The organism is Microbacterium flavescens (assembly GCF_018588945.1).
Lineage (GTDB): Bacteria > Actinomycetota > Actinomycetes > Actinomycetales > Microbacteriaceae > Microbacterium > Microbacterium flavescens.
Window position 1 is genome coordinate 353,886 of sequence record NZ_JAFIWA010000002.1, and the last position, 12,264, is coordinate 366,149.

Consider the following 12,264-nt stretch of genomic DNA (forward strand, 5'->3'; position numbering starts at 1 on the left):
GGGATGCCGCGGCATCCCGTTTCTGCGTGTGTCGACCCTCCTCGCGGCGGCTTGCACTCCCCAGGGGTGAGTGCCAGAATGGATTAGCACTCCGGTTCGTTGAGTGCTAATCCATAAGCCCCGTCCTGGGAGGACGAAACACACATGGCAAAGATCATCGCTTTCGATGAGGAGGCCCGTCGCGGTCTCGAGCGCGGCCTCAACATCCTGGCCGACGCCGTCAAGGTGACGCTTGGCCCCCGCGGTCGCAACGTCGTGCTCGAGAAGAAGTGGGGCGCTCCCACGATCACGAACGACGGCGTCTCCATCGCCAAGGAGATCGAGCTCGACGACCCGTACGAGAAGATCGGCGCGGAGCTCGTCAAGGAGGTCGCCAAGAAGACCGACGACGTCGCCGGTGACGGCACGACCACCTCGGTCGTCCTCGCTCAGGCGCTCGTGCGCGAGGGCCTGCGCAACGTCGCGGCCGGCGCCGACCCCATCTCGCTCAAGAAGGGCATCGAGAAGGCCGTCGCGGCCATCACGACCCAGCTGCTCGCTGACGCCAAGGAGGTCGAGACCAAGGAGGAGATCGCCGCCACGGCTTCCATCTCCGCCGGCGACCCCGAGATCGGCGCGCTGATCGCGGAGGCGATCGACAAGGTCGGCAAGGAGGGCGTCGTCACCGTCGAGGAGTCGCAGACCTTCGGCACCGAGCTCGAGCTCACCGAGGGCATGCGCTTCGACAAGGGTTACATCAACCCCTACTTCGTCACGGACCCGGAGCGCCAGGAGGCTGTCTTCGAGGACCCGTACATCCTCATCGCGAACCAGAAGATCTCGAACATCAAGGACCTTCTGCCGATCGTCGACAAGGTGATCCAGGACGGCAAGGAGCTCCTGATCATCGCTGAGGACGTCGAGGGCGAGGCGCTTGCGACTCTCGTGCTCAACAAGATCCGCGGCATCTTCAAGTCCGTCGCCGTCAAGGCTCCGGGCTTCGGCGACCGCCGCAAGGCTCAGCTGCAGGACATCGCGATCCTCACGGGTGGCCAGGTCATCACCGAGGAGGTCGGTCTCAAGCTCGAGAACGCCACCCTCGACCTGCTCGGCCGCGCGCGCAAGGTCATCATCACCAAGGACGAGACCACCATCGTCGAGGGTGCCGGCGACGCCGCTGCCATCGAGGGACGCGTCACGCAGATCCGTCGTGAGATCGAGAACACCGACAGCGACTACGACCGCGAGAAGCTCCAGGAGCGCCTCGCCAAGCTCGCCGGCGGCGTCGCCGTCATCAAGGCGGGTGCAGCGACCGAGGTCGAGCTCAAGGAGCGCAAGCACCGCATCGAGGACGCCGTCCGCAACGCGAAGGCAGCCGTCGAGGAGGGCATCGTCCCCGGTGGTGGCGTCGCGCTCATCCAGGCCGGCAAGACGGCGTTCGAGGGCCTCGAGCTCTCGGGCGACGAGGCGACCGGTGCGAACATCGTTCGCGTCGCGATCGAGGCTCCGCTGAAGCAGATCGCTCTCAACGCCGGTCTCGAGCCGGGCGTCGTGGCCAACAAGGTCGCCGAGCTCCCCACCGGCCAGGGCCTCAACGCCGCCACGGGCGAGTACGTCGACATGCTGGCTGCCGGCATCAACGACCCGGTGAAGGTCACCCGTTCGGCGCTGCAGAACGCAGCCTCGATCGCCGGTCTGTTCCTCACCACCGAGGCCGTCGTCGCCGACAAGCCCGAGAAGGTCTCGGCTCCGGCCGGCGACCCGACGGGTGGCATGGACTTTTGATGCGGCACGGGTCAATGCGGCGAAGCCGCGTTGACGCGTGACGGATCAAGGTTGAGCGAGCCCCGCGAAGCGGAGCGAGTCGAAACCTACTCCACGAACGAAGGGCCCCTCCTCCGGGAGGGGCCCTTCGCCGCTCCGCCGTCAGCGGAACAGACTCGTCGTCGCCTGCTCGGCTTCGGCGTACTGACGGCCGGCCGCGGCCAGGGCCACGCTGATACCCGCCAGCGAGTCTTCGACCTGGCGCTGCGTCGCGCGCCACTGATCGGCGACGGTGTGGAACGCGACGGACGCCGAGCCGGTCCACGAGGACTGCAGCTGCGTGAGCTGCGTCATCATCGCGGTCGACTCGGCCTCCAGCCGCTCGATCGTGCCGCGCACGGACGCGGTGGTGGCGAGGACGGCATCGCTGTCGACGGAGAAGACGGCCATGGGTGCTCCCTTCGTCGGGCCGACCGGATGCCGCGCCCTGGTGTCCCGCCACGCTATGAGCTACGGGGCGCCGTCGGTCGCGTCGCACCTGCGCGCGTGGAGACCCCTCGGCGGGCCGCGGGTGGGGAGGAGCGCCGGTCAGCCCTCGTCGAGCTCGAGCCGCTCGAGCGGCTGGGTTTCGATGTGCAGGTGCTCCGCGGCATCCCGCTCCTCCGCCAGAGGGAAGGAGACGCGGAACGTGGCGCCCCCGCCCGGGGTGTCGGTGACGCCGACCGAGCCGTGGAGGGCCTCGACGATCGACGCCACGATCGACAGACCGAGTCCCGAGCCGCCGGTCTCGCGGGTGCGCGACGTGTCGGCACGCCAGAACCGCTGGAAGATCTTGTCCTTGATCTGGTCGGGCACGCCCTCGCCGTGGTCGATGATCTCGACCCAGCCCATGCGCGTGCTCGCGTCGGCTCCGACGCGCAGCTCGATCGGCGAGTCCTCTGCGGTGAACCGGCGGGCGTTGCCGAGAAGGTTGGTGACGACCTGCCGGATCCGGTTCTCGTCGCCGAGCACGACGGGAAGCGCCGCGCCCGCAGGCGCCGCCGGCTCGTCGACGGGTGTCAGGGGAGGCACTTCGCGCGCGGCGGTCGCGCTCGTCGCCGGCACCGGGCGGGGACGGCGGCGGAGCAGCGAAAGCGTGGCTCCCGCCCTCGTGAGTGCGGTCACAGGCGGTCGCCGCTTCTCCGGCGCGTCGGTGGGCTCGTCTCCCGGCTCGGCCGGGGAGACGGGTGCGGGGCGCTCGTCGCCGATCATGTCGATCACCGTCACCGGCCTCATCGGAGCGGACGCGCGGAGGTCGAGGGCCGCGTCGCGCGCGATCGGGCGCAGATCCACCGGCGCGATCACGACGTCGCGCCGCTCGTCGAGGCGCGCGAGGGCGAGGAGGTCCTCGACGAGCACGCCCATGCGGATGGCTTCCTTCTCGATGCGCTCCATCGACTGGGCGACATCCTCGTCGCCGCGGATCGCGCCCATCCGGTACAGCTCGGCGTAGCCGCGGACCGTCACGAGCGGCGTGCGCAGCTCGTGGCTGGCGTCGCCGACGAAGCGGCGCATCTGGCGCACGGTCGAGTCGCGCTGCGAGATGGCGGCGTCGACACGGTCGAGCATCGCGTTGATGGCTGTCTTGAGCCGGCCCACCTCCGTCGAGGTGGGCTCGATGTCGGTCATGCGCAGGCTGAAGTCGCCTCCCGCGATCGCATCGGCGGTCGTCTCGACCTGCCCGAGGCTGCGGAACGTGAGCGTGACGAGCCAGCGCGTGGCGACGGCTCCGATGAGCAGCGTGATGATCGCCAGGATCGTATAGATACCGAGGAAGGTCGCGACGACCTGATTGACCGGCGCCACCGGCAGCGCGACGAGCTGCGGCAGCAGAATGCCGCCCGACACTTCGAGCGGGGCGACGCTCGCGCGGAAGCGCGCGCCGGTCTCGGCGTCCTTCAGCTCGAACGCCTGTGCGCCGTCCGTGTAGGCCTTCTCGAGGGAGAACTTCACGGGGAAATCGGGCTGGGGCTCGCCCCCGCCCGCCGCGACGATGAACTCGCCCTCCGGCTGGTACAGGGCGACGTGGTAGTCCGTGCGGGGAACGCCCTCTTTCTCACTCGCGTCGACCACGCCGTTGATGATGTCGATGTCGAAGAGGTTGGCGCCGATCTCGGTGCCGGCGACCTGCGTGACGGTCGTGTCGAGGTTGACGATCAGGGCGTTGCGGAGGAAGAGCGTCGCGCCGGCACCCGTGGCCACGAGACCCATCGCGAGCACGGCGACCGTGACCCCGGTGACCTTCGCGCGCAGGCTGGTGCCGCGCCACCACCGGGTGATCGCGTCTGTCTTCTGCGCCAGGGTGGCCCCCTCGATGTGCCGCGGTTACGCGGTCTTGCCCGCCTTGAGCATGTAGCCGAAGCCGCGCTTGGTCTGGATGAGCGGCTCGGACGAGTGCGGGTCGATCTTGCGGCGAAGGTAGGAGATGTAGCTCTCGACGATGCCGGCGTCGCCGTTGAAGTCGTACTCCCACACGTGGTCGAGGATCTGGGCCTTCGACAGCACGCGGTTGGGGTTGAGCATGAGATAGCGCAGCAGCTTGAACTCGGTCGGGCTGAGATCGATGCTGGCGTCGCCGACCTGCACGTCGTGGGTGTCCTGGTCCATGGTGAGCTCGCCGGCGCGGATGATGGACTCCTCGTCGGCCTGCATCGTGCGGCGCAGGATGGCCTGGATGCGCGCGACGATCTCGTCGAGGCTGAAGGGCTTCGTGACGTAGTCGTCGCCTCCGGCGTTGAGGCCGGTGATCTTGTCCTCGGTCTCGTCCTTGGCGGTGAGGAAGAGGATCGGGGCGGTGTAACCGGCGCCGCGGAGGCGCTTGGTGACGCTGAACCCGTTCATGTCGGGCAGCATCACGTCGAGGATGATCAGATCCGGCTCCTCTTCGAGGACAGCCGAGATCGTCTGAGCCCCGTTGGAGACGGCCCTCACCTGGAACCCCGCGAAGCGGAGGCTCGTGATGAGCAGGTCGCGGATGTTCGGCTCGTCGTCCACGACGAGGATGCGAGGTGCTGTCATGCCCTCATTATGGCCAGGGATCGCACGCGGTGTCTGGATATCCGGGGAAGAGTCCCGGATCGGGCCCGCACGCGGTCCGTCACGCGGCGAGGCAGCCGTGCACCGCGACCGCCACGCTCGGGCGGACGGGAGCGTTCGGATCGACACTCAGCCGATGGAGGATGATGCCGTCGCCGAACGCCATGAAGGCATGGAGTGCGGTGTCAGGATGCCGCGCCCCAAGTGTCACCAGCAGGTTCCGCGACCATGCGGCCATCGCCTCGCGCTGGGCGCTCAGGGGGGCGAAGAGCTCAGGCTCGGCAGCCGCGTCGAGGAAGAGCGCGTAGCGCGCGCGGGTGCGCACGGCATGGGGTCCGGTGAGCAGCTCGATTGCGGAGCTGAACACGTCGATGAACCCGTCGAGGTCGTCGAAGGGCTGGGCGAGGACGGCGCCGAGATCATGCCTCTCCTGCTCGGCGATCCACTGCGTCACCCCCGACAGCAGCGCGTCGCGCGTGCGGAAGTGGTTCGACGTCGAGCCGCGGGGGAGGCCCGCCTCTGTGTCGATCCTGGCGTGGGTGAGCGCACGGATCCCCTGGGTGCCGACCAGGTGGACGGCCGCGCTGAGGCTCCGTTCGCGGGTGGTGCTCATCGGTGGGAGCCTATTCGATGTTCCACACTACGATCATAGTGACACGGTACTATGAACGTAGTACATTGTCGCCATGACCGAGACCACCGGCATCCGCTCGCGAACGGTCACCGCGAACGGACTGAGGATGCACGTGACCGACGCCGGCACCGGCTCGCCGGTGCTGATGCTTCACGGGTTCCCGCAGAGCGCTCGGGAATGGAGGCGCGTGATGGCAGCGCTGTCGGACCGCGCGCACCTGATCGCGCCGGATCTGCGCGGTGCGGGCGAGACGGATGCGCCGTCCTCCGGCTATGACTCGCCGACCGTCATGCGCGACCTCGTCGCCCTCCTCGACGAGCTGGGGCTCGAGCAGGTCGACCTGGTCGGTCATGACTGGGGAGCGCTCGTCGGCTTCGACCTGTGCCTGGCTCATCCGGACCGCGTGCGACGATACGTCGCCATCGCCGTGCCCGCGCCCTACTTCCGCATGAGTCGAGCGCTCGCGGCGGGGCTCATGCGGGCCATGCCGCATCTCTGGTTCCAATGGGTCATCGCGACGCCCGGGCTGGGGCCGATGGCGTTGTCGCGGGGGAGGCAGCGATTCGCCCACTGGCTGCTGCGCGGCTTCGAGAAGCGATCGATGGACGCCGACGACGTTGCGGCGTACGTCGAGGCACTGCGGGACCCTCGTCGCGCACGGGCGGCATCCAAGCTCTACCGCGGTCTCATCCTGCCGGGCTTCATGAACGCACTCCGCGGCCGGTACATCGGTCGCGTGCTGCACACGCCCACCCTCGTGCTGTTCGGAGCCGACGACGCGCTTCTGCCGAAGGACGCGCTCGCCGTCAGCCCGGATGACGCGCCGAACACGACGGTCGAGTTCGTCCCTGACGGCGGTCACTTCCTCGTCGACGACAATCCAGACGCCGTCGCTCAGCGGATCGGCGACTTCCTCCGCTGATTCCCTCCATCGACGTGGCCGCCAGGAAGTCAGGCGGCAGGGGCTCCATCGATGGCGACGCAGCAGCGCCCGGCAGCAGCATCGAGGCGCGGGGTCCGCTCGTCGCCTGTCGCGTCGACCAGCCCCTCCACGAGGGAGAGGTTGGCCCCGCACACGAGCGGCGTGTGCCGGGTCGCCAGGGCATGGAAGGGGCAGTTCTCGAGCGTGACGCGTCCGGTGCCGTCGTCGGACGGGGAGTACCCGCACCGGGTGAGTGCGTCCTCCAGGCTCGGCTGCGCACGTCCGAGCGCGAGCCCGAGCGCTCGCGCCTCGAGGCTCACGGCATCCCGCACCGTCGTCCCCTCACGCTCCGCGCGCTCGATCGCGGCCGCGAACAGCTCGCCGACGAGCTCGTAGTGGCGCTCCGGCATGCTCGCGATCACGTCGACGTGTGCCGCCCGGTAGAGCTTCGCCGGCCGCCCGGCGCCGGGCCCGGAGCGGCCGCTCAGCCGCCTGTGCTCGACCGTCACCAGGCCGGCGTCGGCCAGCCGGTCGAGGTGGAAGGCGGCCGTGCTGCGCGGGACGCTCGCCGCCGCGGCGACGTCGTCGCGGGAGAGCGGGGAATCGGATGCCGCGACCAGGCCGTAGATCTCGCCGCGAAGCCGATCGCTCAGCACCCCGACCGCATCGACCCGGTTCTCGGCGAATGCGTCCATGGCAGGAGTGTAGCTCTAAAACAGCGAACCTTGACAAAAGAACTGCCCAGATCTATGGTCAGGGCAACCGAGGCGAGGAGCAGGCGATGACACTGACTCTCACGGAGCACGCCGTTGCACGGCTGGTCCCACGCGGTCCGGGCGGGTTCGACCGCAGCCGGGCCGAGGCGGCCGTCGCCGAGCTGCTCGCGGCCCTGGGGCACGGCACCGATGACGCCCATCTCGCCGACACGCCCCGCCGGGTCGCCGAGGGGCTGCGCGAGCTGCTCACTCCCCGCGACTTCGACTTCACCACGTTCCCCAACGACGACGGCTACGACGAGGTGGTCGTGGTGCGAGGCATCCGCTTCACCTCCCTCTGCGGCCACCATCTGCTGCCGTTCCAGGGGGTGGCCGATGTCGGGTACCTGCCGGGCGACCGGCTCGTCGGACTGTCGAAGCTGGCGCGAGTCGTCGACGCGCACGCCCGGGCACCGCAGGTGCAGGAGCGGCTCACCGTGCAGATCGCCGACCACCTCGCACAGCGCCTCGACGCGCGAGCCGTGGGCGTGGTGATGCGCGCGGAGCACCTGTGCATGTCGGTGCGCGGCGTGCGCGCCCAGGGGACGACGACGGTGACGTCGGCATTCCGAGGCGAGCTGGCGACGGATCCCGCCTTCCGCGCGCACTTCCGTCCCGGCGCGCCGCTCGAGGAGGAACCATGGCGCACATCGTGATCGTGGGCGGCGGGATGGCCGCCGGCACCGCCGCCCAGACGCTTCGCAAGGAGGGATTCGACGGAGACGTCACGGTGGTCGCGGCGGAGCCCCACGAGCCGTACCAGCGGCCCCCGCTGTCGAAGGGATACCTGGCCGGCTCCGACGACCTCGACGCCGTCATCCTCCACCCCGCTGCCTGGTACGCCGAGAACGACATCGACCTGCGCACCTCCACGCGGGCGACCGGGCTGGACGCACAGGCCGGGCGGCTCGAGACGGACGGCGGCGTGCTGTCGTACGACGCGCTGCTGCTGGCGACCGGGGCTCTGCCGCGAGCGCTCCCCATCGACGGACACGACCTCGCGGGCGTGCACACGCTCCGACGGCTGGATGACGCCGACACCCTCGCCGCGCAGCTGCGCGGCGGTGGGCGCAGCCTGGTCCTGATCGGATCGGGCTGGATCGGCATGGAGGTGGCCGCGACGGCGCGGACGCTCGGCAACAGCGTCACGGTCCTCGAGCGAGATCCCGTGCCGCTCGCGCTCGCCGTGGGCCCGCGCATGGGCGAGATGTTCCGCCGGCTGCACCTCGAGAAAGGCGTGGATCTGCACACCAGCGTGGGGGTCGAGCGCATCACGGGGCGCGATCATGCGGACGGCGTCGTCGTCGACGGCGAGACGGTGCCCGCCGACCTCGTGCTGATCGGGGTGGGGGCGGTTCCCGACACCGTGCTCGCCGAGCAGGCCGGGATCACCGTGCAGAACGGCATCCTGACCGACGCGTCGCTGCGCACGAGCGCTCCCGGGGTCTACGCGGCGGGCGACGTGGCCAACGCGTACCACCCCGTGATCCAGCGTCATCTGCGCAGCGAGCACTGGGACAACGCGCTCAAAGCCGGCAAGGTCGCCGCCCGCGGGATGATGGGCCGACCGGCGAGGCACGACGGCATCCCGTACTTCTACACCGACCAGTACGACCTCGGCATGGAGCTCTCCGGCTACCCGCCGCTCATGGCCGACGCCGAGCTCGTGGTGCGGGGCGACCTCGAGGCGCGCGAGTTCATCGCGTTCTGGGTCTCGGACGGTCGCGTCGTCGGCGGCATGAACGTCAACGTGTGGGACGTGCAGAAGCAGATCAAGTCCCTGATCAGCAGCGGTGAGCGAGTGGATGCCTCGGCCCTGCGCGACCCGGACACCCCGCTGGACAGCCTGCTCCCATGACGATCCCGCTGACCCTTCCGCTCGCTTCTCCGGTCGGCATCGGCCAGGAGGCGCTCGACCTGTCGCGACGGGTAGCGGTGATGGCGATCGTCAACCGGACGCCCGACTCGTTCTACGACCGCGGTGCGACGTTCGCGCTGCGGGCGGCCGTCGCCGCGGGCGAGGAGGCGATCGCGGAGGGGGCCGACATCGTCGATGTCGGGGGAGTGAAGTTCGCGCCCGGCCCGCCGCTTCCCGTGGCCAAGGAGATCGCGCGCGTCGTGCCCGTCGTGGAGGCGCTGGCGCCATACGCTGCGGTCAGCGTGGACACCTTCCAGCCGGCGGTGGCCCGTGCAGCGATCGACGCCGGCGCGACGATCATCAACGACACCACGGGTCTGCGCGATCCGGCGATGGCCGACGTCGTCGCCCGGGGCGGAGCCGCCATCGTCATCGCGCACAGCCTCGCCGCTCCGCGGACACCCTGGCCGCAGCCGCGCTACCGCGATGTCACGGGCGAGGTCACCGAATTCCTGGCTGAGCGCCGTGCCCTCGCGCTGGCGCACGGCATCCCCGCGGACCGCATCATCCTCGACCCCGGCCACGACCTCAACAAGAACACGCTCCACTCGCTCGAGCTCACACGACGCTTGGGCGAGCTGACGGCGCTCGGCGCTCCCGTGCTGGTCGCGCTGTCGAACAAGGACTTCGTGGGCGAGACGCTCCGGCGCGACCGCGACGGACGCGTGGCCGGCTCGCTCGCCGCGGCCGTGCTCTGCGTGCTGCAGGGCGCGCGGATCGTCCGCACCCACAACGTGCGCGCGACCGTGGACGCGGTGCGCATGACCGAGGCGGTGCTCGGCTGGCGGGAGCCCGCCTACCTCCGGCACAACATGGGTCCGGAAGGGGACGACTGAGTGCCGACCAGAGACGAGCTCTTCGCCGCGTACGATCCGCCGGACCGCACGCGAAGGCGCGTGCGGATGAACTTCGTGATGAGCGCCGACGGGTCGGCGACGCTCGACGGCCGCAGCGGCTCCCTCGGCAACCGCACCGACCGCGAGCTGATGCATGCGCTGCGCGCCATGGCCGACGTGATCGTCATCGGCGCCGGGACGGTGCGCGTCGAAGGATACGGCGGTGTCGGCGTCGACGCCGAGGCGGTGGCGTGGCGTCGTGAGCGCACGCTGGCGGAGCAGCCTCGCCTCGCCGTCGTGAGCAGGGCGCTGCGCCTCGCACCCGGTGACTCGGTGTTCACCGCGGCGGAGGTGCCCCCGGTCGTCGTCACGTGCGCCGAGGCACCGGCATCCCGACGCGAAGCGCTCGCCGACGTCGCGGAGGTCGTCGTGTGCGGCGAGCACACGGTGGATCTCGCGGCGATGCTCGCCACGTTCGCCGACCGCGGCTGGACGCAGGTGCTGTGCGAGGGTGGACCGCACCTGTTCGGGTCGCTCCTCGACGCCGGGCTCGTCGACGAGGTGTGCCTGACCCTGGCGCCTCGCTTCGCCGGCGGCGACGCCGGCCGGATCGTGCAGGACGCCTCCGAGCGCGACCGGCGCTTCTCGCTCGTCCACGCGCTCACCGACGACGAGGGCTTCGTCTTCCTCCGCTACGCCGCCGGGTGATCAGGCGGGATCAGGCCGCGATCCCGTCCGCGTCGAGGATCGTGTACGCGTACCCCTGCTCGGCGAGGAACCGCTGGCGGTTCTGCGCGAAGTCCTGGTCGACGGTGTCGCGGGCGATGAGCGTGTAGAAGCTGGCCGTGTTGCCCGACTCCTTGGGGCGCAGCAGGCGTCCGAGGCGCTGAGCCTCCTCCTGGCGCGAGCCGAACGATCCCGACACCTGGATGGCGACGGATGCCTCGGGCAGATCGATCGAGAAGTTCGCGACCTTCGACACCACGAGCAGCGAGATCTCGCCGACGCGGAACGCCTGGTACAGCTGCTCGCGCTCGTCGACGGGCGTCGCACCCGTGATCTTCGGCGCATCGAGCGCCTCGGCGAGCACGTCGATCTGGTCGAGGTACTGCCCGATGACGAGGATCCGCTCGCCGGCGTGGCGCTCGACGAGCCGGCGCACGACGCCGATCTTGGCCGGTGCGGTCGCGGCGAGCCGGTAGCGCTCGTCGTCCGCGGCCGCGGCGTACTCGAGCCGGTCGCCGGTCGGGAGGTCGACGCGCACCTCGTAGCAGACGGCGGGCGAGATGAAGCCCTGGGCCTCGATCTCCTTCCACGGCGCGTCGAATCGCTTCGGTCCGATCAGGCTGAACACGTCGCCCTCGCGGCCGTCCTCGCGCACGAGGGTGGCGGTCAGTCCGAGTCGACGGCGCGCCTGGAGGTCGGCGGTGAGCTTGAACACCGGCGCGGGCAGCAGGTGCACCTCGTCGTACACGATGAGGCCCCAGTCGAGGGCGTCCAGCAGGGCGAGGTGGGCGTACTGACCCTTCCGCTTCGCGGTCAGGATCTGGTACGTCGCGATGGTGACCGGCTTGATCTCCTTGGACTGCCCCGAGTACTCGCCGATCTCCTCCGCGGTCAGCGACGTGCGCTTGATCAGCTCGTCGCGCCACTGCCGTGCGCTCACGGTGTTGGTCACGAGGATGAGGGTCGTCGTCTTCGTGGCGGCCATCGCCCCCGCGCCGACGAGCGTCTTGCCCGCGCCGCAGGGGAGCACCACGACTCCCGAGCCGCCGTCGGTGAAGATGTCGACGGCATGGCGCTGGTAGGGGCGCAGGCTCCAGCCGTCTTCCGCGAGATCGATCGGATGCGGCGTCCCCGGCGTGTAGCCGGCGAGATCCTCGGCCGGCCAGCCGATCTTCAGCAGCTCCTGCTTGATGTGCCCGCGGGCCCAGGCGTCGACGATGAACACGTCCGGCGAGGGGCGCCCGATGAGCAGCGGCTGGATGCGCTTGTTCTTGGACACCTCGGCCAGGACCGCGGCATCCGTCGATCGCAGGATCAGCTCGCCGCCGGAACCGTCCTCGGCGACCGGCGCGCGCTCGATCACGAGCCGGCCGTACCGCCCGACGGTCTCGGTGATGTCGATCGACACCGACGGCGGCACCGGGAAGCGCGACCAGCGGTCGAGCGTGGCCAGCATGTCGGTGGCGTCGTGACCCGCCGCGCGGGCGTTCCACAGCCCGAGCCGCGTGATGCGGTAAGTGTGGATGTGCTCGGGGGCGCGTTCGAGTTCGGCGAAGATCGCGAGCTCGTGTCGCGCGCTCTCCGCATCCGGATGGGCGACTTCGAGCAGCACGGTGCGATCGCTCTGGACGATGAGGGGGCCGTCAGCCATAACG

12 protein-coding genes are annotated in these 12,264 nt (G+C 70.1%); 6 read left to right on the forward strand and 6 right to left on the reverse strand.

The features are described from left to right. Positions 1-144: 144 nt before the first annotated feature. Positions 145-1,764, forward strand: coding sequence for a chaperonin GroEL (groL, locus tag JX005_RS05395; protein WP_214466390.1), 1,620 nt, complete (start codon positions 145-147; stop codon positions 1,762-1,764). Between the two features lie 141 nt (positions 1,765-1,905). Here groL and JX005_RS05400 read toward each other — a convergent pair whose 3' ends face one another. The 4 genes from JX005_RS05400 to JX005_RS05415 all read right to left on the reverse strand — a co-directional run bounded on the left by JX005_RS05400 (position 1,906) and on the right by JX005_RS05415 (position 5,431). After that, positions 1,906-2,193 carry a WXG100 family type VII secretion target gene (locus JX005_RS05400; RefSeq protein ID WP_214466391.1) on the reverse strand — a complete coding sequence of 96 codons (288 nt, stop codon included), beginning with the start codon at positions 2,191-2,193 and terminating at the stop codon, positions 1,906-1,908. Positions 2,194-2,331: 138 nt separating this feature from the next. After that, positions 2,332-3,993 (reverse strand): sensor histidine kinase, encoded by a 1,662-nt coding sequence (locus tag JX005_RS05405; RefSeq protein ID WP_214466680.1) that lies wholly within the window; start codon positions 3,991-3,993, stop codon positions 2,332-2,334. 114 nt (positions 3,994-4,107) lie between these two features. Continuing rightward, positions 4,108-4,800 (reverse strand): response regulator transcription factor, encoded by a 693-nt coding sequence (locus JX005_RS05410; RefSeq protein ID WP_214466392.1) that lies wholly within the window; start codon positions 4,798-4,800, stop codon positions 4,108-4,110. A gap of 79 nt (positions 4,801-4,879) precedes the next feature. Next, positions 4,880-5,431: a TetR/AcrR family transcriptional regulator gene (locus JX005_RS05415; protein ID WP_214466393.1), complete on the reverse strand. Its 552-nt coding sequence runs from the start codon at positions 5,429-5,431 to the stop codon at positions 4,880-4,882. Positions 5,432-5,504: 73 nt separating this feature from the next. Between JX005_RS05415 and JX005_RS05420 the strand changes: the two genes are divergently transcribed. Beyond that, entirely contained in the window at positions 5,505-6,374 is an 870-nt protein-coding gene (locus tag JX005_RS05420; RefSeq protein ID WP_214466394.1) for an alpha/beta fold hydrolase, read from the forward strand. 29 nt (positions 6,375-6,403) lie between these two features. Here the strand turns inward: JX005_RS05420 and JX005_RS05425 are convergent, their stop codons facing one another. Beyond that, positions 6,404-7,069, reverse strand: a complete 666-nt coding sequence (locus JX005_RS05425; protein WP_214466395.1) for a helix-turn-helix transcriptional regulator — start codon at positions 7,067-7,069, stop codon at positions 6,404-6,406. A gap of 86 nt (positions 7,070-7,155) precedes the next feature. Between JX005_RS05425 and folE the strand changes: the two genes are divergently transcribed. From folE to JX005_RS05445, 4 genes are all read left to right on the forward strand, one after another. Further along, entirely contained in the window at positions 7,156-7,785 is a 630-nt protein-coding gene (gene folE / locus JX005_RS05430; RefSeq protein WP_214466396.1) for a GTP cyclohydrolase I, read from the forward strand. Further along, positions 7,770-8,987 carry an NAD(P)/FAD-dependent oxidoreductase gene (locus JX005_RS05435; RefSeq protein WP_214466397.1) on the forward strand — a complete coding sequence of 406 codons (1,218 nt, stop codon included), beginning with the start codon at positions 7,770-7,772 and terminating at the stop codon, positions 8,985-8,987. Before folE ends, JX005_RS05435 begins: the two co-directional genes overlap by 16 nt. Then, positions 8,984-9,883: a dihydropteroate synthase gene (gene folP, locus JX005_RS05440; protein ID WP_214466398.1), complete on the forward strand. Its 900-nt coding sequence runs from the start codon at positions 8,984-8,986 to the stop codon at positions 9,881-9,883. The genes JX005_RS05435 and folP overlap by 4 nt, the downstream gene beginning before the upstream one ends. A gap of 66 nt (positions 9,884-9,949) precedes the next feature. Beyond that, positions 9,950-10,591: a pyrimidine reductase family protein gene (locus JX005_RS05445; RefSeq protein ID WP_214466399.1), complete on the forward strand. Its 642-nt coding sequence runs from the start codon at positions 9,950-9,952 to the stop codon at positions 10,589-10,591. 10 nt (positions 10,592-10,601) lie between these two features. Here the strand turns inward: JX005_RS05445 and JX005_RS05450 are convergent, their stop codons facing one another. Beyond that, positions 10,602-12,260, reverse strand: a complete 1,659-nt coding sequence (locus JX005_RS05450) for a DNA repair helicase XPB (protein WP_214466400.1) — start codon at positions 12,258-12,260, stop codon at positions 10,602-10,604. Positions 12,261-12,264: the final 4 nt, after the last annotated feature.

Coding starts and splice junctions, on each gene's coding strand:
- groL (WP_214466390.1), top strand. CDS start 145: ATGGCAAAGATCATCGCTTTCGATGAGGAGGCCCGTCGCGGTCTCGAG.
- JX005_RS05400 (WP_214466391.1), bottom strand. CDS start 2,193: ATGGCCGTCTTCTCCGTCGACAGCGATGCCGTCCTCGCCACCACCGCG.
- JX005_RS05405 (WP_214466680.1), bottom strand. CDS start 3,993: ATGGGTCTCGTGGCCACGGGTGCCGGCGCGACGCTCTTCCTCCGCAAC.
- JX005_RS05410 (WP_214466392.1), bottom strand. CDS start 4,800: ATGACAGCACCTCGCATCCTCGTCGTGGACGACGAGCCGAACATCCGC.
- JX005_RS05415 (WP_214466393.1), bottom strand. CDS start 5,431: ATGAGCACCACCCGCGAACGGAGCCTCAGCGCGGCCGTCCACCTGGTC.
- JX005_RS05420 (WP_214466394.1), top strand. CDS start 5,505: ATGACCGAGACCACCGGCATCCGCTCGCGAACGGTCACCGCGAACGGA.
- JX005_RS05425 (WP_214466395.1), bottom strand. CDS start 7,069: ATGGACGCATTCGCCGAGAACCGGGTCGATGCGGTCGGGGTGCTGAGC.
- folE (WP_214466396.1), top strand. CDS start 7,156: ATGACACTGACTCTCACGGAGCACGCCGTTGCACGGCTGGTCCCACGC.
- JX005_RS05435 (WP_214466397.1), top strand. CDS start 7,770: ATGGCGCACATCGTGATCGTGGGCGGCGGGATGGCCGCCGGCACCGCC.
- folP (WP_214466398.1), top strand. CDS start 8,984: ATGACGATCCCGCTGACCCTTCCGCTCGCTTCTCCGGTCGGCATCGGC.
- JX005_RS05445 (WP_214466399.1), top strand. CDS start 9,950: ATGAACTTCGTGATGAGCGCCGACGGGTCGGCGACGCTCGACGGCCGC.
- JX005_RS05450 (WP_214466400.1), bottom strand. CDS start 12,260: ATGGCTGACGGCCCCCTCATCGTCCAGAGCGATCGCACCGTGCTGCTC.